This is a genomic window from Thauera propionica, from assembly GCF_002245655.1.
GTDB classification, from domain to species: domain Bacteria; phylum Pseudomonadota; class Gammaproteobacteria; order Burkholderiales; family Rhodocyclaceae; genus Thauera; species Thauera propionica.
The window spans coordinates 43,588-67,022 of the sequence record NZ_NOIH01000010.1 but is presented as its reverse complement, the minus strand read 5'-3'; the positions used below and the strand labels follow the sequence as shown (position 1 = coordinate 67,022).

The 23,435-nt window shown below is 66.4% G+C and carries 22 protein-coding genes; 9 read left to right on the top strand and 13 right to left on the bottom strand.

The genetic code is table 11. From position 1 onward, the window contains the following. Positions 1-4 precede the first annotated feature (4 nt). Genes CGK74_RS10070 through CGK74_RS10060 form a run of 3 tightly spaced genes read right to left on the bottom strand, consistent with a single transcriptional unit; the run spans position 5 to position 2,633 of the window. Entirely contained in the window at positions 5-682 is a 678-nt protein-coding gene (locus tag CGK74_RS10070; RefSeq protein ID WP_094268359.1) for a hypothetical protein, read from the bottom strand. Continuing rightward, complete coding sequence (locus tag CGK74_RS10065; RefSeq protein ID WP_094268358.1) at positions 679-1,119, bottom strand: DNA polymerase III subunit chi; 441 nt, start codon at positions 1,117-1,119, stop codon at positions 679-681. Before CGK74_RS10065 ends, CGK74_RS10070 begins: the two co-directional genes overlap by 4 nt. A 14-nt stretch (positions 1,120-1,133) precedes the next feature. After that, the gene (locus tag CGK74_RS10060; protein ID WP_094268357.1) at positions 1,134-2,633 is read right to left on the bottom strand and encodes a leucyl aminopeptidase; all 1,500 of its coding nucleotides are present in this window, start codon (positions 2,631-2,633) and stop codon (positions 1,134-1,136) included. A 112-nt stretch (positions 2,634-2,745) separates the two neighbouring features. On the opposite strand from CGK74_RS10060, the gene lptF reads away from it, so the two are divergent. Continuing rightward, a complete protein-coding gene (lptF, locus tag CGK74_RS10055) occupies positions 2,746-3,828 on the top strand; it encodes an LPS export ABC transporter permease LptF (RefSeq protein WP_094268356.1) in 1,083 nt (360 codons plus the stop codon). Beyond that, positions 3,825-4,901, top strand: a complete 1,077-nt coding sequence (gene lptG / locus CGK74_RS10050) for an LPS export ABC transporter permease LptG (protein ID WP_094268355.1) — start codon at positions 3,825-3,827, stop codon at positions 4,899-4,901. Before lptF ends, lptG begins: the two co-directional genes overlap by 4 nt. A gap of 119 nt (positions 4,902-5,020) precedes the next feature. Here lptG and rplS read toward each other — a convergent pair whose 3' ends face one another. The 4 genes from rplS to rpsP all read right to left on the bottom strand — a co-directional run bounded on the left by rplS (position 5,021) and on the right by rpsP (position 7,156). Further along, positions 5,021-5,422, bottom strand: coding sequence for a 50S ribosomal protein L19 (gene rplS, locus CGK74_RS10045; protein WP_094268354.1), 402 nt, complete (start codon positions 5,420-5,422; stop codon positions 5,021-5,023). Between the two features lie 96 nt (positions 5,423-5,518). Beyond that, on the bottom strand, positions 5,519-6,358 hold the full coding sequence (gene trmD / locus CGK74_RS10040) for a tRNA (guanosine(37)-N1)-methyltransferase TrmD (protein ID WP_094268353.1): 840 nt from the start codon (positions 6,356-6,358) through the stop codon (positions 5,519-5,521). An 8-nt stretch (positions 6,359-6,366) separates the two neighbouring features. Next, positions 6,367-6,873, bottom strand: a complete 507-nt coding sequence (gene rimM, locus CGK74_RS10035) for a ribosome maturation factor RimM (RefSeq protein WP_094268352.1) — start codon at positions 6,871-6,873, stop codon at positions 6,367-6,369. 31 nt (positions 6,874-6,904) lie between these two features. Beyond that, entirely contained in the window at positions 6,905-7,156 is a 252-nt protein-coding gene (rpsP, locus tag CGK74_RS10030; protein WP_004261573.1) for a 30S ribosomal protein S16, read from the bottom strand. A gap of 205 nt (positions 7,157-7,361) precedes the next feature. Here rpsP and CGK74_RS10025 point away from each other — a divergent pair, with 205 nt between their 5' ends. Further along, complete coding sequence (locus CGK74_RS10025) at positions 7,362-8,831, top strand: hypothetical protein (RefSeq protein WP_094268453.1); 1,470 nt, start codon at positions 7,362-7,364, stop codon at positions 8,829-8,831. Here the strand turns inward: CGK74_RS10025 and CGK74_RS10020 are convergent. After that, on the bottom strand, positions 8,819-10,045 hold the full coding sequence (locus CGK74_RS10020) for a YihY family inner membrane protein (protein WP_094268351.1): 1,227 nt from the start codon (positions 10,043-10,045) through the stop codon (positions 8,819-8,821). The genes CGK74_RS10025 and CGK74_RS10020 overlap by 13 nt on opposite strands. Before the next feature lie 66 nt (positions 10,046-10,111). Between CGK74_RS10020 and wrbA the strand changes: the two genes are divergently transcribed. Beyond that, positions 10,112-10,711, top strand: a complete 600-nt coding sequence (wrbA, locus tag CGK74_RS10015) for an NAD(P)H:quinone oxidoreductase (protein WP_094268350.1) — start codon at positions 10,112-10,114, stop codon at positions 10,709-10,711. After that, the gene (locus CGK74_RS10010; protein ID WP_094268452.1) at positions 10,711-11,070 is read left to right on the top strand and encodes a DUF2069 domain-containing protein; all 360 of its coding nucleotides are present in this window, start codon (positions 10,711-10,713) and stop codon (positions 11,068-11,070) included. The genes wrbA and CGK74_RS10010 overlap by 1 nt, the downstream gene beginning before the upstream one ends. 89 nt (positions 11,071-11,159) lie before the next feature. On the opposite strand, the gene CGK74_RS10005 is transcribed toward CGK74_RS10010, so the two are convergent. From CGK74_RS10005 to CGK74_RS09985, 5 genes are all read right to left on the bottom strand, one after another. Further along, positions 11,160-12,695, bottom strand: coding sequence for a 2-isopropylmalate synthase (locus tag CGK74_RS10005; protein WP_094268349.1), 1,536 nt, complete (start codon positions 12,693-12,695; stop codon positions 11,160-11,162). A 2-nt stretch (positions 12,696-12,697) separates the two neighbouring features. Continuing rightward, a complete protein-coding gene (pssA, locus tag CGK74_RS10000; protein ID WP_094268348.1) occupies positions 12,698-13,528 on the bottom strand; it encodes a CDP-diacylglycerol--serine O-phosphatidyltransferase in 831 nt (276 codons plus the stop codon). A gap of 148 nt (positions 13,529-13,676) precedes the next feature. Continuing rightward, positions 13,677-14,693: a ketol-acid reductoisomerase gene (gene ilvC, locus CGK74_RS09995; RefSeq protein WP_094268347.1), complete on the bottom strand. Its 1,017-nt coding sequence runs from the start codon at positions 14,691-14,693 to the stop codon at positions 13,677-13,679. Between the two features lie 93 nt (positions 14,694-14,786). Beyond that, complete coding sequence (gene ilvN / locus CGK74_RS09990; protein ID WP_094268346.1) at positions 14,787-15,278, bottom strand: acetolactate synthase small subunit; 492 nt, start codon at positions 15,276-15,278, stop codon at positions 14,787-14,789. A gap of 34 nt (positions 15,279-15,312) precedes the next feature. Beyond that, positions 15,313-17,025: an acetolactate synthase 3 catalytic subunit gene (locus CGK74_RS09985; RefSeq protein ID WP_240498684.1), complete on the bottom strand. Its 1,713-nt coding sequence runs from the start codon at positions 17,023-17,025 to the stop codon at positions 15,313-15,315. A gap of 340 nt (positions 17,026-17,365) precedes the next feature. Between CGK74_RS09985 and CGK74_RS09980 the strand changes: the two genes are divergently transcribed. From CGK74_RS09980 to CGK74_RS09965, 4 genes are all read left to right on the top strand, one after another. Beyond that, positions 17,366-17,866: an RDD family protein gene (locus CGK74_RS09980; protein WP_094268344.1), complete on the top strand. Its 501-nt coding sequence runs from the start codon at positions 17,366-17,368 to the stop codon at positions 17,864-17,866. A 139-nt stretch (positions 17,867-18,005) separates the two neighbouring features. Next, positions 18,006-20,747, top strand: coding sequence for a cation-transporting P-type ATPase (locus CGK74_RS09975; RefSeq protein ID WP_094268451.1), 2,742 nt, complete (start codon positions 18,006-18,008; stop codon positions 20,745-20,747). Next, positions 20,747-22,498 (top strand): cation:proton antiporter, encoded by a 1,752-nt coding sequence (locus CGK74_RS09970; protein ID WP_094268343.1) that lies wholly within the window; start codon positions 20,747-20,749, stop codon positions 22,496-22,498. Before CGK74_RS09975 ends, CGK74_RS09970 begins: the two co-directional genes overlap by 1 nt. An 11-nt stretch (positions 22,499-22,509) precedes the next feature. Continuing rightward, positions 22,510-23,406, top strand: a complete 897-nt coding sequence (locus tag CGK74_RS09965; RefSeq protein WP_094268342.1) for a universal stress protein — start codon at positions 22,510-22,512, stop codon at positions 23,404-23,406. Positions 23,407-23,435: the final 29 nt, after the last annotated feature.

Genomic DNA, 23,435 nt, shown 5'->3' with positions numbered 1-23,435 from the left:
TTGCTCAGTGGCGCTTCAGGGGCGACTGGATGTCCTCGAGCACTTCGCTGATACGTCCCGAGAGATCCGGGAGCAGGGTGGCGCGCAGGTGCGCCTGCAACTCGATATGCAGGCGCTCGACGAGGCGGTCGAGCTCACGCCCGACGACCTGGGGGAACTCGGTGGCCATCCAGTTGCTGACCTCGCGCGCGATGCGGGTGTCGAGGTCGACGAGCTGTTCGGCGAACTGGTGCGATAGCTGCTCGTGGATCTGTTCCCGCAGCAGGGCGGCCGACACATCCGGCGAAGCGACAGCCGGCGCAGCTTGCGGCTCGGGCGAGTGCGGCGCGGCGGACTCGGTCGCGGCAGCAGGCGGCGGGTGCGATCCCGGGGCGACTGGCGTGAGCGCCGGCGGGGCGATGGGGCCGAAATCCAGCGGCCTGGCGTTGATTGGCGGGTGCCAGTCGTCTGCGATCTCGAGGTCTTCCACGACCTCGGTGAGGATCGGCAGGTCTTCGTCCTCGAGGTCCAGGCTTTCCAGGTCGCTCTCGGACGGCTGGTCTCGACCTGCATCGTGGAATGGAGCGCCGGGGGTGAAGTCGATCGTGCTGCGATGCCGCCTGAGCAGCGCGTCAGCCTGATCGAGCAGGTCGTCGGCGCGTTCGAGGTCCTCGTCGTGCGGCAAGGGCTTCCATTCGTTCATAGGGCCACCCGGCGTTCGGCGTCGAAGGCCTTGGTCTCGAGTCCGCGCTGGCGATAGGCACTCCAGCGGGCGCGCGCCGGGACCTTCTCGGCCTCGGATTGCCCCACGATCTCGATCACGAGACGGAAGCGGTCGTAGGCAGGCGGCAGATCCGGCGCGAGGTTGAAGAGGGTGTCGCCATGCGGCCAGTCCGCGTCGGCGCCCGCTGTGCCGAGCACCACCGGCGTTTCGGCCGCGAGCGGGGAGTCGAGCATCACGTGCGGGACGAAGGCGAGCGGTTCACTCGTCCACAGCAGGCGGTCGAGTTGCTGGGCACTGGCGGCGTCGGGCATGCGTACGGCCACCTTGCGTCCCTTTCCGTGAGCACGCGCGACCAGTTCCGAGACCAGCGCGAGCCGGTCCGGTGCGTTGTGGTAGAACTGGACGCGGGTGTCCATCGTCGTGCCGGGGCTCAGTCCGCGCTGGCGCGGCCGATGAGGAACTCGGACAGCAGCGGCACCGGCCGGCCGGTCGCGCCCTTGGCGTCGCCCGATACCCAGGCGGTGCCGGCGATGTCGAGGTGCGCCCACTTGTAGGCCTTGGTGAAGCGCGACAGGAAGCAGGCTGCGGTGATGGTGCCGGCGTAACGGCCGCCGATGTTGCCCATGTCGGCGAAGTTGCTCTTGAGCAGTTCCTGGTACTCGTCCCACAGCGGCAGTTGCCAGGCGCGATCGCCCGAGTCGCTGCCGCGTCGCAGGATCTCGGCAGCGAGTTCGTCGTCGTTGGCGAGCAGGCCGCTGGGGATCTTGCCCAGTGCGATCACGCAGGCGCCAGTCAGCGTGGCGATGTCGATCACGCACTCCGGCTTGAAGCGTTCGGCGTAGGTGAGCGCGTCGCACAGGATCAGCCGGCCTTCGGCGTCGGTGTTGAGGACCTCGATGGTCTGGCCCGACATCGAGGTCACGACGTCGCCCGGCTTGGTCGCACCGCCGCCCGGCATGTTCTCGGTGGTCGGAATCAGGCCGACGACGTTGAGCGGCAGGCCCATCTGCGCAATGGCCTTGAAGGTGCCGAGCACGCTGGCGGCGCCGCACATGTCGTACTTCATCTCGTCCATCTCGGCGGCGGGCTTCAGCGAGATGCCGCCGGTGTCGAAGGTGATGCCCTTGCCGACCAGCACGATGGGCTTTGCCTTGGCCTTGCCGCCCTTGTAATTCATGACGATGAATTTGGGCGGCTGGTGCGAGCCACGCGCCACCGACAGGAAGGAGCCCATGCCGAGCTTTTCCATGTCGGCACGTTCGAGTACCTCGACGTCGAACTTGTACTGCTTGCCGAGCGCCTCGGCGGTCTCGGCCAGGTGTGTGGGCGTGCAGATGTTGCCCGGCAGGTTGCCGAGATCCTTCGCCAGCGCCATGCCGGTGGCGATGGCCTGGCCCTGGCGTACGGCGGTGTCGAGCTCGGCTGTCAGCTCTGCCTCGACCTGCAGGGTCAGCTTCCTGACGCCACGGTCCTTCTTGTCTTTCTTGTCCTTGCCCGACTTCAGTGTGTCGAAGCGATAGGCGCCGTCGGCGAGGATGCGGGCGGCCTGCTGCAGACGCCATGCGAGCGGGCGTTTCTCCATCTCGACATCGGCGAGGGTGACCACCGCGTCCTTCGCGGGCGTGGCGGCGAGCGCCTTGGCAGCTGCGCCGAGCGCGTCGCGGTAGGCCTTGTCACCGAACTCGTCCTGCTTGCCGAGGCTGACCAGCAACACGCGTTCGGCCTGGGTGCCGGCGAGTTCGGGCAGCAGCATCGTCGCGCCAGCTTTTTCCTCCAGGTCGCCGCGCTTGAGCAGGTGAGCGATGCGGCCCTGGGCGGCGGCATCGACGTTGGCGGTGGCGGCGGGGAGAACGCCGTCGGCAAAGGCGCCGAGCACGAGGATCCCGGCCTTCGACTTCGCCGGCGAACCGGTCTTTATGGTAAATTCCATCAGCTTTTTCCTTGGAATGACGCGTCTTGCGGACTGCCGCCGATTATGGCGCCTTCGTGACGAGCCCGTCAAAAACCGTTCCCAACGCCATCAGGCTCACTTTTATCGCGCGATGATCTTCCGCCGCGCCCTTCAGCGGGAATTCACCCAAACCGCCGCTGCCGTCTTCGTTGCACTGTTCGCGATCCTGATCTCGACCGTGCTGATCCGTCTGCTCGGCCAGGCCGCTGGCGGGCGAGTGCCGCCGGAGGCCGTGCTGGCGCTGATTGGGTTCGGCGCGCTTGCCCAGCTTCCGACCGTCCTGACGCTGACGCTCTTCATCGCAGTGCTGGTGTCACTTTCGCGCAGCTATCGCGACTCCGAGATGGTGGTGTGGTTCGCCGCGGGCGTGCCCCTGACCGCCTGGATACGACCCGTGCTGATGTTCGCCTTGCCGCTGGTCGTGGTCGTGGGCGCGGGCGCCCTTTATCTCACGCCCTGGTCGCAGGCGAAGAGCGCCGAATATCGCGAGCGCCTCGATAGCCGCGACGACACCCATCGCGTGGCGCCCGGCGTTTTCCGTGAATCCTCCGGCGCGCGCCGGGTGTTCTTCGTCGAAGTGGGGGCGGGTGAGGATGGTCGCGTGCGCAACGTCTTCGTCAGCGAGGAAACCGAGGCGGGTAAGCTCGTCGTGATCGCCTCGGCCGAAGGCTTCATGCGGACGGACGAGGAGGGGCGTCGCTTCGTCGTGCTCGAGAAGGGGCGGCGCTACGACGGGCAGCCGGGTACGCCCGAGTACCGGGTCATGGAGTTCGAGCGCTACGAGGTGCAGGTGGAACAGAAGCCGGCGGCGACCCAGCCCTCGCGCATGCGGGCCCTGCCGACGGTCGTCCTGCTCGCGCAGGGCGATTCGCGCAGCCTGGGCGAACTGCTCGGCCGCATCGGTCTGCCGGTCTCGGCGCTGCTGCTTGCGCTGCTCGCGATCCCCCTGTCCTTTGTCAATCCGCGCGCCGGCCGCGGGAACAACCTGCTGATCGCGCTGCTGACCTATCTTCTTTACAGCAACGCGGTGTCGGTGTTCCAGAGCTGGGTCGCGCAGGGCAAGTTCGGGTTTGCCGTGGGGCTGTTGCTGCCCCACGTGATCGTGTTGTGTCTGCTGGCCGTGCTCTTCTACAAGCGCCTGGCGGTGTCGCCGTTCTGGCGGGCGAGGGCGTGATGGGTATCCTGTTCCGCTATCTTGCCCGCGAAATCTATGCCGCCTCCGCGCTGGTGCTGTTGGCCTTCCTCGGGCTGTTCGCCTTTTTCGACTTCATTGCCGAGCTCGAGGACGTCGGCAAGAGCGGCTATCAGTTGCTCGATGCGGCGGTATATGTCGCGCTGACCTTGCCGGGCCGGATGTACGAGCTGTTCCCGATAGCCGTGCTGATCGGCACGCTGTATGCCCTCGCGACACTTGCGCGGCATTCCGAAATCACGGTGATGCGTGCATCGGGCATGTCGAATGTGATGCTGATGCGTACGCTGGGCATGATCGGCAGTGTGCTGGTTGTGCTGACTTTCCTGATTGGCGAGTACGTCGCGCCGCCGGCCGAGAGCGCGGCCCAGCAGTGGAAGCTGACCGCGACCCAATCCACAGTGTCGCAGCAGCTGCGCTCGGGCTTGTGGGTCAAGGACGGGGCGTTGGTCATCAATGTTCGCACGATGCTTCCGGATCGCACGATGCGTAACGCCCGGGTGTATGAATTCGATGCCGACTATGCACTGGTGTCGATCAGCGAGGCCAAGCGCGGCGTGCATGACGGGGGCAATCACTGGCGCCTGATGGACGTTTCGCGCACCCGCTTCCTCGGCGAGCGGACCGAGGTCGAGCAGTTGCCCGAGATCAGCTGGCGCTCCGAACTGTCGCCCGAGGTGCTCAGCGTGCTGATGGTCGGGCCTGAACACATGCCGCTTGCGAAGCTGTGGACCTACATCCAGCACCTGCGCGACAACCAGCAGAGTGCCGACCGCTTCGAGATCGCGCTGTGGAAGAAGCTCATCTATCCCTTCGCGGTGCTGGTGATGATGGCGCTGGCCTTGCCGTTTGGCTTCATCCATGACCGCATGGGTGGCGCGAGCGCACGGATCTTCCTCGGCGTGATGCTGGGTGTGGGCTTCCACCTGCTCAATGGACTGTTCTCCAACCTTGGCATGATCAACGCGTGGCCGCCCATCCTTGCCGCGCTGACGCCGAGCCTGATCTTCCTTGCTGCGGCGGCGGGCATGCTGCACTACGTCGAGCGGCGCTGAGTCGGGGCGCCAGATCGCCGGGAGCCCTGTGCGGCTTCGGTGCGCCGCAGGATGGGCGGCAGGACCAATGAAAAACGGGCCCGAAGGCCCGTTTTTCATTTGCGTTACCGCGGCGGCGATCAAGCCTGCTGCTGGGCTGCCTTCTTGGCGGCGGCGGCCTTGTAGTCCAGCTTTTCCTTGATACGTGCGGACTTGCCCGAACGCTGGCGCAGGTAGTACAGCTTGGCGCGACGGACGTCACCGCGGCGCTTCACCTCGATGCCGGCCACCAGCGGCGAGTAGGTCTGGAACGTACGTTCCACGCCTTCGCCCGACGAAATCTTGCGGACGATGAAGGACGAGTTCAGACCGCGGTTGCGCTTCGCGATCACCACGCCTTCATACGCCTGCAGACGCTCGCGGTTGCCTTCCTTGACCTTGACCTGGACGATCACGGTGTCGCCGGGGGCGAATTCCGGGATGGCCTTGCCCTGGGTCAGGCGGGCGATTTCTTCCTGTTCGAGTTGCTGAATCAGGTTCATTGCGGATACTCCATCAATGTTGTCGGCCTTTGTCATTGCATCGGCCTGGCCGCAGAGCAGGTCGCCACCTGATGCGCGCCGTTTATGAAAGGACTGTCAGGCGATGCTGCCGCCCTCGGTCCCGGCTTGCTCCTGCCTGAATTCCTCAAGCAGTTTCAATTCAGTCTTGCTCAGTTGCCGCGCGGCCAGCAGGTCGGGCCGGCGCAGCCAGGTGCGGCCGAGGGACTGCTTCAGCCGCCAGCGGCGGATTGCCGCATGGTTGCCCGACAACAGCACGTCAGGCACCCGTTCGTCTTCATACACCTCTGGCCGCGTGTAATGCGGACAGTCCAGCAGGCCGTCGGCAAAGGAGTCTTCCAGCGCCGAATCCGCCGTGTTCAATGCCCCCGGCAGTTGCCGCACGATCGCGTCGAGCAGCACCATCGCAGGCAGTTCGCCACCCGACAACACGAAGTCGCCGAGCGACACTTCCTCATCCACCGCGCGGTCGATGAGGCGCTGGTCGACGCCTTCGTAGCGACCACACAGCAGGACCAGTCCCGGCTGTGCGGCCAGTTCCAGCACCGCCGCCTGGTCCAGCCGGCGACCTTGCGGCGACAGGTAGATGACTCTTCCTGTCGTTCCCGTTGAGGCCTGCTGTGCCAACCGCGCGGCCGCAATAGACTGCATCAGCGGCTCTGCCAGCATCACCATGCCGGGTCCGCCGCCGTAGGGGCGGTCGTCCACCGTGCGGTGCGGATCGTGGGTAAAGTCGCGCGGGTTGTGAAAACCCAGCGCATACAGCCCGCGATCCATCGCCCTGCGCGTGATGCCGCTGCCGGTCAGGGCGGCGAACATCTCCGGAAAGAGCGTGATCACATCGTAGCGGCGGGGGCCGCCGGGTACTGCGATCGTCGTGTCTTTCCGTTCGGCGCCGGTTTCAGCCTGGGCCTTCACCGTCGCCCTTACCAGTCCTTGCCCCAGGCGACGCGGATGCGCCGTGCGGCAAGATCGACGTCGAGCACAAAGGCTGCGACGAAGGGGATCAGGCGTTCGGTTTCGCCCTCGCCGACCTGCAGCACGTCGTGTGCACCGGTCGAGAGGAGACCCTTCACTGACCCCAGGGATTCCCCGCTCTCGTTGACGACGTCGAGGCCGACGAGGTCACCCCAGTAAAACTCGTTCTCGGCGGTTGTCGGCAAGGCCTCGCGCGGGGCGCCGATGTACCAGCCATCGACCGCCTCGGCCGCGTTGCGGTCCGGTACTTCGCCGAAGGCGGCGACCAGACCCTTGCCGTGAGTCCTGCACGCCTTGAGCGTGTAGGGCTTCCACTGCTCGGGCGGCGCGTTGTCGTCTGCGCTGAGCCACCATTGGGGCATCTTGCGCCACGACTCCGGGTCATCGCCGAAGGGATGGATCTTGAGCCAGCCCTGAACGCCAAAAGGGGCGACAATGCGCCCCAGTACGATCATGCGTGGATCCGCCGCAGCAGACCGGCGCTGATCAGGCAGCCGCCTTGGCGGCCTGCTTGGCCAGACGGGCAACGGTCGGCGACAGCTGGGCGCCGTTCTGCTGCCAGTAGGCCAGACGCTCGGCGTTCACGACCAGGCCCTTCTCGGCGCCGGAAGCGACCGGGTTGTAGTAGCCAACGCGCTCGATGAAGCGGCCGTCGCGACGGTTACGCGAGTCGGCGGCAACGATGTTGAAGAACGGGCGCTTTTTGGCGCCACCACGGGCAAGGCGAATGACGACCATCTGATTTTCCTGATCGGTAGATGCGAAAAGCGGTGGAGTTTAAGGTAAGTCGTCCGGAAGGGCAAGATCAATCGTCGATGTCGAGGCAGATGGCGTACGGGCCGCCCTCACGGGCCTCCTCGCGCTCGGGGACACAGGCAGAGGACATGCCGGCGCGCCGGAGTTTGACTAGAATGTGGCTCTTCCCCAAATGATGTGCCTGTCCATGATCGAGTCCGCGCCTACCGATACTGCCGAGGGAGTCGACCGGATCCTGGAGTGGCTCGCCTCCGAACCGGCCGACGATCCGGTTGTGGACATCCGTGCGCTGGAGGTGCTTGTCGCGCGCCTGCCTGGGTCTGGCGCCGAGGCCGGGTATGAGGACATGGTCCTTGCCTTTGTCGAGCGTGCGCTCGACATCAGTGGCAGGATTCGCGCGCAGTTGCTGGGCGCGGGCCTGCCGTTGCCGCGGCCCTTGCATGCGGCGTCGTCGCAGCTTGGCGGCGTGTTGCTGCGACTCGCTGGTCGCATTGGCGAGCGGGCGGCTGCAGGTGCGACAACTGCGGGTGAGGCAGCCCTGCTGGCTGCGCTTGGGTTGACCACGCTGCGCGAGGCGTATCTGGTCTCGGTGATGTCTGCGGCAGAGCCCCCTTCGGGTTTATGGAGTCTTGCGCATCGCCTGGCTGCGCTCCGGCCCGGGCATGAGGCGTATCGCAGCATGATTGCGATTGCGGCGGCGCAGCCTGAGCGCCTTACCGCGCGGGAGCTTGCCTGGGCCGCCGACTATCTCGAGGTTGAGCTGGCGGGCGTCGGCATGACCCCGGACGCGCCGCCCCAAGGCAGTTCGACCTGGTGGATCGATCCGGATGCCGACGAGGGGCCATTGCCCTCGGCGCGCAAGCCGCCGCCGCACGACCGGAGCGGGTTGCGTTTTCTGAGTCCGCGCCCGCTCGCCCGCGCGGTGGATGAACGTATCGAGCATCTCGAGGAGTGGATGTCGACGGCAGAGGTCGAGGGGCATCTGGCAGAGGTCGATACGCTGGAGGCCGCGGACGAGGCGCTGCCGCCGGGGCTGACGCCGTCGGAGATTCTGGCCTTGTTGCGGGGCATGCGCGAACACTGGGTCGCGCCCCAGCTTCGCCTCGGGGTGCGACGTGAGCAGCACTACGAGGTGCAGGTGTGCGCTGGGCTGCGCGCGATGTGGGAGCTCGGGCGCGGCCGGCGCGAGCCGGGGCGGGTGGTTGGTTGGCAGGTGCGCAACGAGAGCCCGGGCGGTTACGCGATCATGAACGTGTCGGGGGTGGAGGGCGAGGTCGCGCCCGGCATCGTGCTGGGGCTGCGGAAGAGCGCAGCGGAGCCGTGGACGGTGTGCATCGTGCGCTGGGTCCGGAGCGACAGCCCGGAGCAGATCGAAATCGGCCTGCAGACCGTCGCGCAGTCCTACTACTCGGTGCAACTGGCGTTTCGCAGCGGATCGGTCGACGGCGTGGCGCCTGCGCTGGCCTTGCCGCCGATGGAGCCCGATCGCCACCATCCGGCCTTTCTGGCGCCTGCGGGCACCTATGTTTCGCGGCGCTTCGTCTTCGTGCGCGAGGGGCCACCGTTGTATGTCGCCCAAGGGCGCGCACTGGGACTGGACGTTCAGACCGCCAGCGTCGAGCTGTTCCAGTACGAGATCGACCCCTATCCGATCTGAGCGTCGGCCGTTCGATCGGCCAGGCGCAGCAACTCGGCGAGGCTCAGATCGCCTGTGTCAAGCGTCCGATCGAGGTGTAGCGCCAGCACATGGATGTCCGCTGGCGCTTCAGTCCGGCGCCAGGCGCTCAGATCCAGTGCGAAGCGGGTCACGACGTCCCGCATGCGGATCGAGTCCGGGGCTGTACGCAGCACCCAGCTTCCCTCTTCGGTGCGCGCGACCCAGCCTTCCTCCTGCAGGCGTTCCAGGATGCCGTCCGTACGATGGGGGGCCAGCGCGCTGCACTCGACAAGCGTTTCAGCATCCAGGCATTGCCCGAGCCGTTGTGCGCGCGCGAGCCGCGACAGCAGCGCGGTGGCGGCACAGGCTTCGTCGCCGGCGAAGCGGGGGGCGAGCTGACGACGCTCGAGGTAGGCAGGCAGGGTGGCGGTGATCAGGGCTCCGAGCAGGATCACGGACCACGACAGATAAAGCCACACGAGAAAGATCGGCAAGGCGGCGAAGGTGCCGAAGATCAGCGTGTAGGTGGGGAAGCGCGCGATGAAGAGGCCGAAGGCGCGCTGCATCAGGAAGAACACCAGTGCGGCGACCAATGCGCCGACGATGGCATGCGGGATCCGCACCGGATGGTTCGGCACCGCGTAGTAAAGGAAGCCGAACAGCACGCACAGCAGCAGCGGTGGCAGCAGGCGTGCGGTGAACTCTCCGATCCACGGCAGGTGGTTCGACCAGGCCATCGAGGTGCTGATGACGTAGCCGGTGCCGATGACCGAAGCGCCGAACAGGATGGGACCCAGCGTCAGCACGAACCAGCCCACCGTGATGCGCGTCAGCATGCGCCGTGGGCGACGGACGCCCCAGATGTGATTGAAGGCTTTCTCGATGGTGCCGAGCAGCATCAGCGAGGTCAGCACCAGCAGGCCGATGCCCATCAGGGTCAGGCGACCGGCCTGCTCGGAGAACTGCAGCGCGTAGGTCGCGATGATGTGGCCAGCGCGGTCGGGCAGCAGGTTCTGCAGCAGGAAGTTGCGCACCGAGTCGCCGAGCTGGTCCATCCCGGGCAGGTTGCCGAACACGGCGAGGGTGACGGTGATCAGCGGCACCAGCGCCAGAAGGGTAGTGAACGCGAGGCTGCCGGCGACCTGGGGGCCGCGGGTGGCGGCGAAGCGTTCAGCCAGCAGCAGGAAGAAATCGCGCAGGGCGTGCAGGTTCATGGGGCGACGCCGGGCAGGGGCGGTGCGGACGGTATAATTCCCGCATTCTAGCCACTACGGTCCGTCATGCAGGAAATCCTCGTCCTTTACTACAGCCATCGCGGTTCGGTGCGCGCGCTGGCCGAGCAGGTTGCCGTCGGCATACACCAGGTTCCCGGTGCGGCAGCACGCGTTCGAACGGTGCCGAGGGTATCGACGGTGTGCGAGGCGGTCGAGGACGACATTCCGGCCGATGGCCCGCCCTACGTCGAGGTGCGAGATCTCGAGGAGTGCGCCGGCCTCGCGCTGGGCAGTCCGACCCGCTTTGGCAACATGGCGGCGCCGATGAAGTACTTCCTTGATGGCTTGGCCGGTGCCTGGGTCAATGGCACGCTGGCAGGCAAGCCGGCCTGCGTGTTCTCGTCCTCCGCCAGCCTGCACGGCGGCCAGGAGAGCACGCTGCTGACGATGATGGTCCCGCTGCTGCACCATGGCATGCTGCTGCTCGGCATTCCGTTCTCGGAGCCGGCGCTCAATGGTACGCGCAGCGGCGGCACGCCCTACGGTGCCACTCACGTCGCGGGCGCCGATGGGTCGCCGGTGCTGAGCGCCGAGGAGGTCGAGTTGGCGCGCGCGCAGGGACGTCGCCTGGCCGAAGTGACCTTGCGTCTGGCGGGGGTGCGATGATGAGTCCGCGCCTTTTGTATTTCGTCGCCTGCGCCAGCTTGCTGGCGCTCATCGGCCTTTGCGTGCTGTGGGAAGCCTGGCTGGCGCCGCTGCGCCCCGGCGGCTCGTGGATGATGCTGAAGGCGGTGCCGCTGCTGCCGGCCGTGTTCGGCGTGCTGCGTGGCAAGCGCTACACCTATCAGTGGCTGTCGATGCTGTCGCTGCTGTACTTCACCGAGGGTGTGCTGCGTGTCAGCGACCCCGGCCTGACCGCCACCCTGGCGGGCGCCGAGATCGTGCTTTCGGTGCTGCTGTTCCTGAGCACGATGCTCTATGCGCGCAACACGGCGCCGTCGCGTCAGCAGAAGGCGGTGGAATAGGACAGGTGTAGCCCGGGGCTCGCGAACGCCCAAGAAAAACGCCCCGCGGCCGGTCCGGCACACGGGGCGTTGTTGCATGTGGCGCCCGTTCAGACCTGCGGGTTCAGGCGCTGGGCACTGCTCTGCAGCTTGTTCAGGGCGTTGAGGTAGGCCTTGGCCGAGGCGACGATGATGTCGGTGTCGGCGCCCTGACCATCCATCACGCGGCCGTTCTTCGACAGGCGCACGGTGACTTCGCCCTGGGCGTCGGTGCCGGTGGTGATCGCGTTGACCGAATACAGCAGCAACTCGCTGCCACTCGTGGCGACGGCCTCGATCGCCTTGAAGGCTGCATCGACCGGGCCCGAGCCTTCGGCCTGCGCGCGATGCTCGGCGCCGCCGATGACCAGCGTCAGCTCGGCACGCGGGGTCTCGCCCGTCTCGGAGTGGAAACGGCTGGATACCAGGCGGAAGTGCTCGGTCTCGGGCGTGACAGTCTCGTCGCGCATCAGCGCGTGCAGGTCCTCGTCGAAGATCTCGTGCTTCTTGTCGGCGAGTTCCTTGAAACGCGCGAAGGCGTGGTTCAGGTGCTCCTCGCTCTCGATCTCGATGCCAAGGTCCTGCAGGCGCGCACGGAAGGCATTGCGGCCGGAGTGCTTGCCCAGCACCAGCTTGTTGGCGCCCCAGCCGACGTCCTCGGCACGCATGATCTCGTAGGTTTCGCGGTGCTTGAGTACGCCGTCCTGGTGGATGCCCGACTCGTGGGCAAAGGCGTTGGCGCCGACGATGGCCTTGTTCGGCTGTACCGGGTAGCCGGTAATCTGCGACACCAGCTTGGACGCCGGGACGATCTGGGTGGTATCGATGCGGGTCTCGACCGGGAAGACGTCGGCGCGCGTGCGCACGGCCATGACGATTTCCTCGAGCGAGGCGTTGCCCGCGCGTTCGCCCAGGCCGTTGATCGTGCATTCGACCTGGCGGGCGCCCGCACGCACGGCGGCGAGCGAGTTCGCGACGGCCAGGCCGAGGTCGTTGTGGCAATGCACCGACCAGATCACCTTGTCCGAATTCGGTACGCGCTCGATCAGCGTGCGCAGCGTCGCGGCGTACTGCTCCGGTACGTTGTAGCCGACGGTGTCGGGGACGTTGATCGTCTTCGCGCCGGCCTGGATCACGGCGTCGAAGATGCGCACCAGGAAGTCGATCTCCGAGCGCCCGGCGTCCTCGGCCGAGAACTCGACGTCATCGGTGTATTCGCGCGCCCAGCCGATGGCCTTCACGGCCTGCTCAACGACCTGGTCGGGCGTCATGCGCAGCTTCTTCTCCATGTGGATCGGGCTGGTGGCGATGAAGGTGTGGATGCGTCCGCGCGCAGCAGGGCGGATTGCTTCGCCCGAGCGGCGAATGTCGTTCTCGTTGGCACGGGCCAGCGAACAGACGGTGGATTCCTTGATGGTTTCGGCGATCGAGCGCACCGCCTCGAAGTCGCCGTTGGAGGCCGCGGCGAAGCCCGCCTCGATGACGTCGACGCGCATGCGTTCGAGCTGGCGGGCGATGCGCAGCTTCTCCTCGCGCGTCATCGAGGCGCCGGGGCTCTGCTCGCCGTCGCGCAGGGTGGTGTCGAAGATGATCAGGGCGTCTTTCATGCTCAGCTCCTCGGAGGGGGGGCGGTATCGTCGCCGGCTGCGGGCGGTACCGTGCTGTCGGGTTGGGGGGCGGGGGTCGCCTCGCCCCGGTCGTGCTTGCGCTTCCAGCGCAGCAGCCACATCACGTAGCCGGATGCGGCATAGACGAGGAACAGGCCGAACAGGATGCCCGGCGGATAGCTGGAGACGAGCGCGAATACCAGTACCAGCGCAATGACGACGATGAAGGGCACGCTCTTGCGCAGGTTGATGCTCTTGCCGCTCCAGAAAAGCACGTTGCTGACCATGGACACGCCAGCGAAGATCGTCAGTGCGCAGGCGTAACCGCGCAGTTCGTCGCCGGTGAAGCCGTTGTCGATGCCGACCCACACCATGCCTGCGATCAGCGCGGCGGCGGCGGGGCTGGGCAGGCCCTGGAAATAACGCTTGTCGACGACGTCGATGTTGGTGTTGAAGCGCGCCAGCCGCAAGGCCGCGCCGGCGCAGTAGATGAAGGCAGCGATCCAGCCGAGCTTGCCGAGATCCTGCAGTGCCCATTCGTACATGACGAGCGCAGGCGCGGCACCAAAGGAGACCATGTCGGACAGGGAGTCATACTCGGCGCCGAACTCGCTCTGGGTGTGGGTGAGGCGCGCAATGCGCCCGTCCAGGCCGTCGAGCACCATGGCGACGAAGATCGCCACCGCCGCGACCTCGAAGCGCTGGTTCATGGCCTGCACGATGGCATAGAAGCCGGCGAACAGCGCCGCCGTGGTGAACAGGTTGGGCAGGATGTAGATGCCGCGGCGCCGCTTTTCCAGCGGCAGCAGGGGCGTGCGGTCGGGATGGGCCACTGTGTCTCGTTCTTCCACTCAGGAGCTTCGATTCTAGCGCATGCGGCGTGGCATCCGGATTTCCGGATGTTGCCCGCGGGCAAAGGAAAGGGGCCGGAGCCGCGTTGCGCGACTCCGGCCCCTGCTCGTCACGGGGACGGGGCGAAGATCAGTTCTTCGACTTGTCGACCAGGGCCTTGGCCTTGATCCAGGGCATCATCTCGCGCAGCTGGGCGCCGACCTGCTCGATCGGGTGGGCGGCGTTCAGACGGCGGCGGGCGGTCATGCTCGGGTAGTTGGTCTTGCCCTCGAGGATGAACATCTTGGCGTATTCGCCAGTCTGGATGCGCTTGAGCGCGTTGCGCATGGCTTCGCGCGACTGCTCGTTGATGACTTCCGGGCCGGTCACGTACTCGCCGTATTCGGCGTTGTTCGAGATCGAGTAGTTCATCGTCGCGATGCCGCCTTCGTACATCAGGTCGACGATCAGCTTGAGCTCGTGCAGGCACTCGAAGTAGGCCATCTCCGGCGCGTAGCCGGCTTCGGTCAGGGTCTCGAAGCCCATCTTCACCAGCTCGACGGCGCCGCCGCACAGCACGGCCTGTTCGCCGAAGAGGTCGGTCTCGGTCTCTTCGCGGAAGTTGGTCTCGATCACGCCGCCCTTGGTGCCGCCGTTGGCTGCAGCGTAGGACAGGGCGATGTCACGCGCCTTGCCGGACTTGTCCTGGTAGACCGCGATCAGCGACGGCACGCCGCCCCCGCGCAGGTACTCGGAACGCACGGTGTGGCCGGGGCCCTTCGGGGCGACCATGATCACGTCCAGGTCTTCACGCGGCACGACCTGGTTGTAATGCACGTTGAAGCCGTGCGCGAAGGCCAGCACGCCGCCCTTCTTGATGTTCGGCTCGACTTCTTCCTTGTAGACCTGCGGGATGTTCTCGTCCGGCAGCAGGATCATGACGACGTCGGCGCCCTTGACGGCCTTGGCGATCTCTTCGACCTTCAGGCCGGCAGCCTTGGCCTTGTCCCAGGACGAGCCGTCCTTGCGCAGGCCGACGGTGACCTTGACGCCCGAGTCGGACAGGTTCTGGGCGTGGGCATGGCCCTGCGAGCCATAGCCGACGATGGTGACCTTCTTGCCCTTGATGAGGGAGAGGTCGGCGTCCTTGTCGTAATAAACCTTCATGTCTTTCCTTTTCGCTAGCTGGGTCGGAATGTGAAACGGGTGTTGCTGCCGGCGAGCGTGAGGATGCCCACGCCTGCCGGACGGAAAACGCGCTTACAGCTTCAGTACGCGGTCGCCGCGGCCGATGCCGCACACGCCCGAACGCACGGTCTCTAGGATCAGCGCAGGATCGATGGCACCGATGAAGGCGTCGAGCTTGCTCTGGTTGCCGGTCAGCTCGACGACGTATGAGGCGTCGGTGACGTCGATAATGCGGGCGCGGAAGATGTCGGCGGTGCGCTTGATCTCCTCACGGTCCTTGCCGGTGGCGCGGATCTTCACCAGCATCAGCTCGCGCTCGATGTGCGCCGCTTCGGAAATGTCGACGACCTTGACAACCTCGATCAGCTTGTTCAGCTGCTTGGTGATCTGTTCGATGATGTCGTCCGAGCCGGAGGTGACGATGGTCATGCGCGACATCGACGCGTCTTCGGTCGGGGCTACGGTGAGCGACTCGATGTTGTAGCCGCGCGCCGAGAACAGCCCCGAGACGCGCGACAGCGCGCCGGATTCGTTTTCGATCAGGAGGGAAATGACGTGACGCATGATGGATTCGGTCCGGAGTTCGGGAGGAGGGCGATTACAGGTCTTCGGCAGACAGGATCATCTCGGTGAGACCCTTGCCACCCTGCACCATCGGATAGACGTTTTCCGTCTGGTCGATCTGGAAGTCCAGGAACACGAGATCGTTCTTGTGCGTGGTGAAGGCCTCGCGGATCGCGCCCTCGACGTCGCACGGCTTGTCCACCCGGATGCCGACGTGGCCATAGGCCTCGGCCAACTTGGCGAAGTCGGGCAGCGAGTCCATGTAGGACTCGGAGTAGCGCTGGCCGTGGAACAGCTGCTGCCACTGGCGCACCATGCCCAGGTAGCGGTTGTTCAGGTTGCAGATCTTGATCGGCAGGCGGAACTGCTTGCAGGTCGACAGTTCCTGGATGTTCATCTGGATCGAGGCTTCGCCGGTGATGCAGGCGACCGGCATGTCCGGATTGGCGAGTTTGGCGCCCATGGCGTAGGGCATGCCCACGCCCATCGTGCCCAGGCCGCCGGAGTTGAGCCAGCGGCGCGGCTTGTCGAAGCGGTAGTACTGCGCGGCCCACATCTGGTGCTGGCCGACGTCCGAGGTGACGATGGCCTCGCCGCCGGTCACTTCCCACAGCTTCTGCACCACGAACTGCGGCTTGATGATCTCGTCCGAGTTCTTGTAAGCCATGCAGTTGCGGCCGCGCCATTCCTCGACCTGTTTCCACCACGCAGCCACGGCCTCGGGGTTGGGGCGGGCCTCGCCGGACTCGAGCTGGCGGATCATCTCCTCCAGCACTTCCTTGACGTCGCCGACGATGGGAACGTCTACCTTGACGCGCTTCGAGATCGACGACGGGTCGATGTCGATGTGGATGATCTTGCGCGGTTCCTCGGCGAAATGCGAGGGCAGACCGATGACGCGGTCGTCGAAGCGGGCGCCGACGGCGAGCAGCACGTCGGAGTAGTGCATCGACATGTTGGCTTCGTAGGTGCCGTGCATGCCGGGCATGCCCAGGTACTGGCGGTCGCTCGCTGGGTAGCCGCCCAGGCCCATCAGGGTGTTCGTGATCGGGAAACCGAGCAGGCGGGTGAGCTTGGTGAGCTGTTCGGCCGCGTTGGCCAGCACGACGCCGCCGCCGGTGTAGATCATCGGGCGCTTGGCTTCGAGCAGCAGCTGAACGGCCTTCTTGATCTGGCCCGAGTGGCCCTTGACCACCGGGTTGTACGAGCGCATCGAGATTTCCTTCGGATACTCGAACTCGCACTTGTGCATCGACACGTCCTTGGGAATGTCGACCAGCACCGGACCCGGACGGCCCGTCTTCGCAAGGTAGAAAGCCTTCTTGATCGTCGCGGCGATGTCGCGCACGTCCTTGACCAGGAAGTTGTGCTTCACACAGGGGCGGGTGATGCCAACGGTGTCGACTTCCTGGAACGCGTCCTGGCCGATGGCGGCGGTGGGCACCTGGCCGGAAATGATCACCATCGGGATCGAGTCGCAGAACGCGGTGGCGATGCCGGTGACGGCGTTGGTGGCGCCGGGTCCGGAGGTCACCAGTGCGACGCCGACCTTCTCGGTGCTGCGCGCGTAGCCGTCGGCCGCGTGCACGGCCGCCTGTTCGTGGCGGACCAGGACATGACGAACAGCTTCTTGCTGAAACAGAGCGTCATAAATGTACAGCACGGCACCGCCGGGATAGCCGAAGACATACTCGACCTTTTCTTCCTGCAGGCACCTGATTACAATTTCGGCTCCGGTAAGCACCATCGCAAGCTCGCTCGACAAGTCGTTTGAAGAAACACGAAACGTTACCGGCCGCATCGGGTTTGGTCAAGGTTGATGCGGCTTGTGGCGGGGTGTGGTTTGTCCTTGAGAATGGCCGGTTTCACCGCGATCGGCATTCCTTTTGCATCGCCCGGATTGCCGGATCGCGCTGCTACGTGGTTTCACGTACTCCCGGCTGTGGTGGGGCGGGAGGCCGAACCCGGCCGTCCCCGATCGGGTGCTGCGCCGACCGACCTGTTTCCCCATCCTCTTTCGCGTCTCGAAGCCCTTCCAGCATGTGCGGGTGCCTGGCTTCGCGTGTGCAACACATTCGGATTCCGTCATGAAGCGCAATTCCCCCAAAGCGGCTGCGGCCTCGCCCGAACCTGCCGCACCGCGCGGCGAACGCACGCCCGTCGAGCTTGCCGGGCTCAGGCGGCGCCTGGCGAGCATGCTGTACGAATCGATGCTGCTGCTGGGCGTGCTGGCGCTGACCTTCCTCGTGCCCTACCTGATGCTGGGTGTCGGCTTCGGGGTCGCGCCGCCGGGCTGGTTCGCCTGGCTTCATATCTTCGTGGTCCTGGGTGCCTATTTCGTCTGGTACTGGCGCCGCCACGGCCAGACGCTCGCGATGCAGACCTGGCGGCTGAAGCTGGTCGACGCTCGGGATGGCCACCATCCCGCGACCGCGCGCTGCTGGCTGCGCTATGCACTGTGCTGGCCCTCCGTGCTGCTGTTCGGGATCGGTCTGCTGTGGGCGCTGATCGATCGCGACCGCCAGTTCCTGCACGACCGCCTGAGCGGCACCTGCATCGTGCTGCTTCCGCCCGCCGTCAAGACCTGATCCGCGCGCGCGCCGGCGGCCACCCGAAAGCGGCCGTGCAGGGGAACTTTTGTCATGGCGGGGCGGTAGCATTAGGGAGTGCAACCACCCATGCGGCGCGGTGGCGGTCGTCGCGACCGTCGTGCGCGCCCTCAAGGCCATGACGAACCCTCCTTCCCGCGCCCCCGCCGATATCCGTTTGCCCCATCACGCCCTCAGTGCGAATGACTGCCTGGCGGACCTCGACGTCCGCCGACATGAGGGCCTGAGCGCGGACGAAGTTGCTGCACGTCTCGCGCGCCACGGGCCCAACACCCTGCCTGCGCCGCCGCGCACCGGCCCGCTTAAGCGCTTCCTGCTGCAGTTCCACAATGTCCTGATCTACGTGCTGCTCGCGGCTGGCGTGATCACCTTGGTCCTCGGTCATCATGTCGATTCGGGCGTGATCTTCGGCGTGGTGGTGATCAACGCCATCATCGGCTTCCTGCAGGAGGGCAAGGCCGAGCGCGCGCTGGATGCCATCCGCGACATGCTGTCTCCGCGGGCGCAGGTGCTGCGCGACGGGCGCCGGCAGGAGATTGAGGCCAGCGGACTGGTACCGGGCGACATCGTCTTCCTCGCATCCGGCGACAAGGTGCCGGCCGACCTGCGCCTGTTCGAGGTGCGCAGCCTGCGGATCGAGGAGGCTGTGCTCACCGGCGAATCGCTGGCGGTGGAGAAGTCGCCCGACGCCGTGGCCGACGATGCGAGCCTCGGGGACCGACGCTCGATGGCCTACTCCGGCACCCTCGTCACCTATGGCCAGGGCAGCGGCGTCGTGGTGGCGAGCGGGGCCGAGACCGAGATCGGCCGCATCAGCGCGATGCTGACGGCCGTCGAATCGATGACCACGCCGCTGCTGCGCCAGATGGCCGGCTTCAGCGCGCTGCTGACCTGGGTCATCCTCGCGGTGGCGGTCGTGGCTTTCGCGTTCGGTACCTTGGTGCGCGGCTATGCGCCGGACGACATGTTCCTCGCTGCGGTGGGGCTGGCTGTGGCGGCGATTCCCGAAGGGCTGCCGGCGATCATGACCATCACGCTCGCCATCGGCGTGCAGCGCATGGCACGGCGGCGCGCCATCATCCGCCGGCTGCCGGCGGTGGAGGCGCTCGGCTCGGTCACCGTCATCTGTTCGGATAAGACCGGCACGCTCACCCGCAACGAGATGACGGTGCAGCGCGTGATCACCGCCGACGGCCGGCTGGACGTGACCGGCGCGGGCTACGCCCCGCGGGGCGGCTTCGAGCGTGACGGGCACGATCTGTCGCCCGACCAGGCGCCGCTGCTGACCGAGATCGGGCGGGTGGCCCTGTTGTGCAACGACGCGGAGCTGACGCTCGAGCACGAGGAATGGCGCATGGTGGGCGACCCCACCGAGGGGGCGCTGGTGACGCTCGCGCTCAAGGCGGGCATCGACCCACGCCGGCAGCGGGAAGAGCTGCCGCGGGACGACGTGATCCCGTTCGAGTCCGAGCACCGCTTCATGGCGACCTTGCACCATGACCATGAGGGCGACGCGCACATCCTGCTCAAGGGCGCGCCGGAGCGTGTGCTGGAACTGTGCTCGACCTGCCTCAGCCTGGACGGCGTGCCGCAGCCCTTTGATGCCGAGGCCTGGCAGAGGGCGATGGATGAAGCCGCGGGCGAGGGCATGCGGCTGCTGGCGGTGGCCGAGCGGCACGAATCCGGCCGCAACGAGAGCCTGGACTTCGACGACGTCGAGCGTGGCAACTTCGTGCTGCTGGCGGTGCTCGGCATCACCGACCCGCCGCGCGACGAGGCCGTCAAGGCGGTGGCCAACTGCCTCGCCGCCGGCATCCACGTCAAGATGATCACCGGCGACCATGCTGCGACGGCGAAGGCGATCGGCCAGCAGCTCGGTCTGGCGCGCGAGGTACGTGCCGTCACCGGCGCCGAGATCGAGCAACTCGATGACGAGGCGCTGGAGAAGGTCGTGATTGAAACCGAAATCTTTGCCCGCGCCAGCCCGGAGCACAAGCTGCGCCTGGTGCAGGCCCTGCAGGCGCGTGGCGAGGTGGTGGCGATGACCGGCGACGGCGTCAATGACGCGCCGGCCCTGAAGCGTGCCGACGTCGGCGTGGCAATGGGCCACAAGGGCACCGAGGCGGCCAAGGAAGCCGCCGAGATGGTGCTCGCCGATGACAACTTCGCCTCCGTCGCTGCGGCGGTCGAGGAGGGGCGTACGGTCTACGACAACCTGAAGAAGGCGGTGGCCTACATCCTGCCGACCAACATCGGCCAGGCCGGCATCGTGTTCTTCGCCGTGTTGCTTGGGCTGACGATGCCGATCACGCCGGCGCAGATCCTGTGGGTCAACATGATTACGGCCGTCACGCTGGCGCTTGCGCTGGCATTCGAGGACGCCGAGCCCGACATCATGCAGCGCCGGCCACGCGACCCGCGTGAGCCGCTGCTCACCGGCTTCCTCGTCTGGCGCATCATCTTCGTCGGCCTGCTGCTGGTGGCGGGCGGCATGGGCATGTTCCTGTGGGAGCTGGATCAGGGCGCCAGCATCGAGGCGGCGCGCACCGCCGCCGTCAATGCGGTGCTGATCGGCGAGGTGTTCTATCTCTTCAACATGCGCAGCCTGACGGGGCCGGTGCTGAATCCGGACGGTTTCCTCGGCAATCGCTACGTGCTGTGGGCCATCGGTCTGCTGCTCGTGTGCCAGGCGCTGTTCACCTATCTGCCGGCGATGCAGGCCTTGTTCGGCACGGAGGGGCTGCCGCTGGCGGCCTGGCTGCGCATCCTCGGCTTCGGCGTGGCAGTGCTGCTGCTGGTCGAGGCGGAAAAGTGGCTCGTTCGTCGTAGAATCCGCCGGAGACCGAACGGGGACGCCTGATGCAGGAAATGATGGCCCATGGGCCCTATGCCGAATTTGCGCTGTTGTTGCTCATTTCGGCGGTGGCCGGGGCCATTGCGGTCCGTCTGCGCCAGCCAGTGCTGATCGCCTACATCGTGGTCGGTATTCTGGTCGGGCCCGCGGTGTTCGGTATCGTCAAGGCGCACGACCAGATCGCGCTGCTGTCCGAGATCGGCGTTACGGTGTTGCTGTTCGTCGTCGGCCTGAAGCTCGACCTGCACCACATCCGCCACATCGGCCCGGTTGCGCTTGCGACCGGGCTGGGCCAGCTCGCGTTCACCATCGTTTTCGGCTTCGTCCTCATCCTGCTGATGGGCAAGGACGTGATGGAGGCGATCTACGTCGCCGTGGCGCTGACCTTTTCCAGCACCATCATCGTGGTCAAGCTGCTGTCCGACAAGCGCGAACTCGACTCGCTGCATGGCCGTATCGCGGTCGGCTTCCTGATCGTGCAGGACGTGGCGGTGGTGCTGGCGATGATGGCCATGAGCGCGCTGCGCGGTGCGGGCGACGCCGCGATGGTCGAAGTGGCGGGCTCGCTGCTGCTGCGGCTCGCGGGCGCGGCCGTGCTGATGTTCGTGCTGATGCGCTTCGTGCTGCCGCGCCTGGTCGAGGCGATGGCGCGTTCGCAGGAACTGCTGCTGATCTTCGCCATTGCCTGGGGAACGGGTCTGGCGGCGCTGGGCGAATGGGCCGGTTTCAGCAAGGAGGCGGGCGCCTTCATGGCCGGTTTCTCGCTCGCGTCGACCGCCTACCGCGAGGCGATGAATGCGCGCCTGACCGGCATCCGCGACTTCATGCTGCTGTTCTTCTTCGTCGACCTCGGTGCCGAGCTCAATTTCTCCACGCTGGGCGCGGAGGTGTGGCCCGCCGTCGTGCTGTCCCTGTTCGTGCTGATCGGCAATCCGCTGATCGTGATGGCGATCATGGGCTACATGGGCTATCGGAAGCGGACCGGCTTCCTGGCCGGGCTGACGGTCGCGCAGATCAGCGAGTTTTCCATCGTGTTCGTCGCCATGGGCATCACGCTCGGCCACGTCGGCGTCGAGGCGCTGGGCCTGACCACCTTGGTCGGCCTGGTGACGATCATGATCTCGACCTACATGATCCTGTTCTCGCACACACTCTACGAGAAGCTCGCGCCCTGGCTCGGGCTCTTCGAGCGCAAGCGGCCGTTTCGCGAACTGGCGGTGGAGCGCCAGGGGCGGCCTGCGGGCGATCCCGACATCATCGTGTTCGGCATGGGGCGCTACGGTTCGCGCCTGATGCGGCAGTTGCGACAGGCCGGCATCGAGGTACTCGGTGTCGATTTCGACCCGGAGACGGTGCGCGAGCTGCGCAAGCTGCGGCAGCCGGTGCGCTACGGCGATGGCGAGGACCCCAGTTTCCTCGAGTCGCTGCCGCTGCAGCATGCGCGTTGGGTGATCACGACCTTTCCGCAGTGGGAGTCGAACCGCGCCTTCCTCAGTGCGCTGAAGGAGGCTGGCTTCCGCGGGCGTATCGCCGGCGTCGTGCGTGACGAGATCCACGGCAAGGCGCTCGACGAGGCGGGCGTCGCGCGCGTGCTGAATCCCTTCAATGACGCGGCGGACTATGCAGCGCGCACCTTTGCCGCCGAGATTGCCTTCGAGGAGGCTCACCGGACCGATGCTTCGCCTGAGTCCGCAACGCCCGGCGGCCTGGCACGCGACGCTGCGCCCGATGCCGCGACCAAGCCCCTTCAACCCTAGGAGCCGGACACATGCATGATCTGCGCACCATCCTTGCCGCCACCGACCTGTCCGCGCTGGCCCGCCATGCCGTGGCACGCGCCTCGCTGATTGCCGCGGAGTCGGGCGCGCGCCTGTCCCTGCAGCACGTCGTCAATGTCGGTGCCTTCGACGCATTGCGCCACCTGCTCGACGCCGACTCGAAGAACCTCGAGCAGAAGCTGCTCGACGAGGTGCGCGGCGAGGTCCAGACCCTGGCGGGCGAAATCGGACAGCGTCATGGCGTGTCGCCCGACGTCCATCTGGTGGTGGGCTCGGTGCAGCGCGAGATCGGCAGCCACGCCGACGCGATCGATGCCGACCTTCTCGTGCTCGGTGCGCGCGGTGCGGGCTTCGTGCGTGAACTGCTGGTCGGATCGACCACCGAGCGCGTGCTGCGTACGAGCCGCCGCCCACTGCTCGTGGTCAAGCAGATGGCGCACGAAACCTACCGTCGCGTGCTGCTGCCGGTTGATTTTTCGGCACGCTCGGTCGAGGCCCTGACGCTTGCCCAGGCCGTCGCGCCGCAGGCCGAGTACGTGCTGCTGCACGCATTCGAGGTGCCGTTCGAGGGCAAGCTGCGCTATGCGGGCGTCGAGGAGAGCGAACTGGCGAGCCTGCGCGTCCATGCCAAGCGCGATGCCACCGCGAAGATGAACGAACTCGTCGCGGCGTCGGGCGTCGACGAACACCGCGTGCGGCGGCTGGTGATCCACGGCGAAGCCACGATGCAGATCCTGGCGCAGGAACAGGAACAGGACTGCGACCTGATCGTGATCGGCAAGCGCGGGGTGGGGCTGGTCGAGGAACTCCTGCTCGGCAGTGTCACCAAACATGTCCTCGCGCAGTCCGCGACCGACGTGCTGGTCATCGACGGCAGCGCGGCCTAGCGTCTCACGCACCACGCCTTGTGGCTTTC

What these genes read in the sequence shown, in the direction of transcription:
- CGK74_RS10070 (WP_094268359.1), bottom strand. Translation starts at nt 682, where the DNA reads ATGAACGAATGGAAGCCCTTGCCGCACGACGAGGACCTCGAACGCGCC.
- CGK74_RS10065 (WP_094268358.1), bottom strand. Translation starts at nt 1,119, where the DNA reads ATGGACACCCGCGTCCAGTTCTACCACAACGCACCGGACCGGCTCGCG.
- CGK74_RS10060 (WP_094268357.1), bottom strand. Translation starts at nt 2,633, where the DNA reads ATGGAATTTACCATAAAGACCGGTTCGCCGGCGAAGTCGAAGGCCGGG.
- lptF (WP_094268356.1), top strand. Translation starts at nt 2,746, where the DNA reads ATGATCTTCCGCCGCGCCCTTCAGCGGGAATTCACCCAAACCGCCGCT.
- rplS (WP_094268354.1), bottom strand. Translation starts at nt 5,422, where the DNA reads ATGAACCTGATTCAGCAACTCGAACAGGAAGAAATCGCCCGCCTGACC.
- rimM (WP_094268352.1), bottom strand. Translation starts at nt 6,873, where the DNA reads ATGATCGTACTGGGGCGCATTGTCGCCCCTTTTGGCGTTCAGGGCTGG.
- rpsP (WP_004261573.1), bottom strand. Translation starts at nt 7,156, where the DNA reads ATGGTCGTCATTCGCCTTGCCCGTGGTGGCGCCAAAAAGCGCCCGTTC.
- CGK74_RS10025 (WP_094268453.1), top strand. Translation starts at nt 7,362, where the DNA reads ATGATCGAGTCCGCGCCTACCGATACTGCCGAGGGAGTCGACCGGATC.
- CGK74_RS10020 (WP_094268351.1), bottom strand. Translation starts at nt 10,045, where the DNA reads ATGAACCTGCACGCCCTGCGCGATTTCTTCCTGCTGCTGGCTGAACGC.
- wrbA (WP_094268350.1), top strand. Translation starts at nt 10,112, where the DNA reads ATGCAGGAAATCCTCGTCCTTTACTACAGCCATCGCGGTTCGGTGCGC.
- CGK74_RS10010 (WP_094268452.1), top strand. Translation starts at nt 10,711, where the DNA reads ATGAGTCCGCGCCTTTTGTATTTCGTCGCCTGCGCCAGCTTGCTGGCG.
- CGK74_RS10005 (WP_094268349.1), bottom strand. Translation starts at nt 12,695, where the DNA reads ATGAAAGACGCCCTGATCATCTTCGACACCACCCTGCGCGACGGCGAG.
- ilvC (WP_094268347.1), bottom strand. Translation starts at nt 14,693, where the DNA reads ATGAAGGTTTATTACGACAAGGACGCCGACCTCTCCCTCATCAAGGGC.
- ilvN (WP_094268346.1), bottom strand. Translation starts at nt 15,278, where the DNA reads ATGCGTCACGTCATTTCCCTCCTGATCGAAAACGAATCCGGCGCGCTG.
- CGK74_RS09985 (WP_240498684.1), bottom strand. Translation starts at nt 17,025, where the DNA reads ATGGTGCTTACCGGAGCCGAAATTGTAATCAGGTGCCTGCAGGAAGAA.
- CGK74_RS09980 (WP_094268344.1), top strand. Translation starts at nt 17,366, where the DNA reads ATGAAGCGCAATTCCCCCAAAGCGGCTGCGGCCTCGCCCGAACCTGCC.
- CGK74_RS09975 (WP_094268451.1), top strand. Translation starts at nt 18,006, where the DNA reads ATGACGAACCCTCCTTCCCGCGCCCCCGCCGATATCCGTTTGCCCCAT.
- CGK74_RS09970 (WP_094268343.1), top strand. Translation starts at nt 20,747, where the DNA reads ATGCAGGAAATGATGGCCCATGGGCCCTATGCCGAATTTGCGCTGTTG.
- CGK74_RS09965 (WP_094268342.1), top strand. Translation starts at nt 22,510, where the DNA reads ATGCATGATCTGCGCACCATCCTTGCCGCCACCGACCTGTCCGCGCTG.